Source organism: Microbacterium sp. Kw_RZR3 (genome assembly GCF_029222405.1).
Lineage (GTDB): Bacteria > Actinomycetota > Actinomycetes > Actinomycetales > Microbacteriaceae > Microbacterium.
Map to the genome: position 1 here is coordinate 1 of NZ_JARHXC010000234.1, position 2510 is coordinate 2510.

Sequence of the window (2510 nt, forward strand, 5' to 3'; positions counted from 1 at the left end):
GCTCAAGACGACGTGTCGGCATCGTCGTGCCGTCCCGGCGAACCCGACCCGGGAGACGATCCCCGTGTGAGGATGAGGGGACGGGAGGTACGCCATGTCGGACACGCTGCACGCGGTCACGCTCGTCGTGGACATGCCCATCACCAAGCTCGACGCGCTCGACGTCATCGCCTTCGCCGCCGACGGGGGCATCGAGGATGCGGGCACCTCCCGCCCCCGTGTCTGGCTCGCCCCGCACGCCTGGGCCGAAGTCGAGATCCCGAAGTTCGCCGACCCGCCGCCTTTCGCGATCGACGTCTACTCCGACGTGTCGAGGGAGGTCGCGTGGGCGCAGGCACGACGCCTGCAAGACGCGCTCGAACGCCTCGGGTGGGAGGTCGAACCCCCGCGGGGGCTCACGCGCTGACCCTTCGGCCCCATGTGGTCGGCGATGACGACGTCAGTCCGACAGATCGGTCAGAACGGCACTGCGCTCCCAGAGCTGTCGCGCGATCACCGGGTCGTCGGCGATGCGGTTCGTCTTGGCGGGCTTGTTGTTCGCGTAGAAGCCGCCCGGCTCCCAGTCGACACCGGGCTTGCCGAGGGCGAGCCACGTCAACCGCGCTCCGCCGACCGAGGTCGAGGTCATCAACCGCTTCACGAGCGGACCGGAATACAAGAACTTCCACGGCCCGTCGCTCGACGAGCCGAAGTTCGAGGCGATGACACCGGGGTGGAACGCCACGACCGAGACGCCGAACTCGCCGAAGCGCCGGTTCAGCTCCTTCGTGAACAGCACGTTCGCGAGCTTCGCGTTGCCGTACGCCGCCGTGGAGGAGTAGTGCCGCTCACCCTGCAAGTCGTCGATGTCGAAGCGCGGAAAGAGCTTCGCGGCGGCGCTCGAGGTCTGGATCACGGATGCCCGCGAGTCGACGAGCCGCTCCCGCAGCAGGTTGGTGAGCAGGAACGGAGCGAGGTGGTTCACCTGGAACGTCGTCTCGTACCCGTCGGTCGTGAGGGTACGCCGGCCGAACACTCCCCCGGCGTTGTTCGCCAGCACGTCGATGCGCGGGTATCGCTCGAGAAGGGATGCCGCGAGCTCGCGCACCTGCGCCAGGTCGGTGAAGTCCGCGACGAAGGAATCGACACCGAGGGTCCGCGCGACCCGAGCGGTCTTCTCGGGATTGCGGCCGACGACCACCACCTCTTCACCGAGATCGTTCAGCTGCTTCGCCGACGCGGCACCGATGCCGTCGCTGGCGCCGGTGATGACGATGGTGCGGGTCATGCGTACCTCCTGGTCGATGAGCGCCACGCTAATGCGCGCGCCAATGAGAACCACGGGGCTTGCCCTCGGCATCCGGGACTCCTGAGAACTCACAGCCCGCTCCCAGCCCCGAGGGACCAAAAAGCGCGGGCGCCGCGTTCTCTTGTGTGACGCCCGCTTCCGGGCGTCGAGACGAGAGGATACGAACCGTGAGCACGGAGTACCGGAAGACGTCGGAGGCGCTGGGCCGCCTCACCGACCGCCAGTTCGCCGTCACGCAGGACGACGCCACCGAGCCGCCGTTCCGCAACGAGTACTGGGACAACCACGAGGACGGCATCTACGTCGATGTCGTGTCAGGACAGCCGCTGTTCTCCTCGACAGACAAGTTCGAGAGCGGCTCGGGCTGGCCGAGCTTCACCAAGCCGATCGATGACGACGCCGTCGTGACCAAGACGGATCGGAGTCTGTGGATGACGCGCACCGAGGTGCGCTCGGCGGGAGCCGACAGCCACCTGGGCCACCTCTTCGACGACGGCCCTCGCCAGGCCGGCGGGCTGAGATACTGCATGAACTCGGCCGCCCTCCGATTCGTGCCCGTCGCCGAGCTCGAGGCGCAGGGATACGGCGCCTACCGCGCACTGTTCCCGGAGAGCCGCGCCTGATGAACCTCTTCTCTTTCCGCAACCGCAAAAGGAGCCACACCATGACCAGCGGACCCACCGACACCGGCGAGATCACCCGCCGCCCCGGCACCGAGACCGCCGTCCTCGCCGGCGGCTGCTTCTGGGGCGTCGAAGACCTCATCCGCCGGCAGCCCGGCGTGCTCGACACACGCGTCGGCTACACCGGCGGCCAGAACGACCACGCCACCTACCGCAACCACCCCGGTCACGCGGAGGCCGTCGAGATCGTCTTCGACCCGACCCGGACGTCGTACCGCGACATCCTGGCGTTCTTCTTCCAGATCCACGACCCCTCGACGCTGAACCGTCAGGGCAACGACATCGGCACGAGCTACCGCTCGGCGATCTTCCCGCTCTCCCCCGAGCAGGAGCAGGTCGCCCGCGACACGATCGCCGACGTCGACGCGTCGGGTATCTGGCCCGCGAAGGTCGTCACGACGATCGAGCCCGAGGCGCCCTTCTGGGAGGCCGAGCCCGAGCACCAGGACTACCTCGTGCGCATCCCGAACGGGTACACGTGCCATTTCGTGCGTCCCGGTTGGGTGCTGCCCAAGCGTGAGGAAGCGTCGGCGTAAGTC

Annotated in this window: 4 protein-coding genes; 3 read left to right on the forward strand and 1 reads right to left on the reverse strand. The window is 67.9% G+C overall.

Going from position 1 to position 2510, the window contains the following annotated elements; all coding sequences use genetic code 11:
* Positions 1-94: 94 nt before the first annotated feature.
* The gene (locus P2P98_RS13220; RefSeq protein WP_275800424.1) at positions 95-406 is read left to right on the forward strand and encodes a hypothetical protein; all 312 of its coding nucleotides are present in this window, start codon (positions 95-97) and stop codon (positions 404-406) included.
* A 33-nt stretch (positions 407-439) separates the two neighbouring features.
* Here the strand turns inward: P2P98_RS13220 and P2P98_RS13225 are convergent, their stop codons facing one another.
* Positions 440-1267 (reverse strand): SDR family NAD(P)-dependent oxidoreductase, encoded by an 828-nt coding sequence (locus P2P98_RS13225; protein WP_275800428.1) that lies wholly within the window; start codon positions 1265-1267, stop codon positions 440-442.
* A 188-nt stretch (positions 1268-1455) separates the two neighbouring features.
* Between P2P98_RS13225 and msrB the strand changes: the two genes are divergently transcribed.
* Both msrB and msrA read left to right on the forward strand, forming a co-directional pair.
* A complete protein-coding gene (gene msrB / locus P2P98_RS13230) occupies positions 1456-1911 on the forward strand; it encodes a peptide-methionine (R)-S-oxide reductase MsrB (RefSeq protein ID WP_275800431.1) in 456 nt (151 codons plus the stop codon).
* Positions 1912-1952: 41 nt separating this feature from the next.
* Positions 1953-2507 (forward strand): peptide-methionine (S)-S-oxide reductase MsrA, encoded by a 555-nt coding sequence (msrA, locus tag P2P98_RS13235; RefSeq protein ID WP_275800434.1) that lies wholly within the window; start codon positions 1953-1955, stop codon positions 2505-2507.
* Positions 2508-2510: the final 3 nt, after the last annotated feature.

Bases quoted from the DNA above. Each gene is read 5' to 3' on its own strand.
- P2P98_RS13220 (WP_275800424.1), top strand. From the start codon at position 95: ATGTCGGACACGCTGCACGCGGTCACGCTCGTCGTGGACATGCCCATC.
- P2P98_RS13225 (WP_275800428.1), bottom strand. From the start codon at position 1,267: ATGACCCGCACCATCGTCATCACCGGCGCCAGCGACGGCATCGGTGCC.
- msrA (WP_275800434.1), top strand. From the start codon at position 1,953: ATGACCAGCGGACCCACCGACACCGGCGAGATCACCCGCCGCCCCGGC.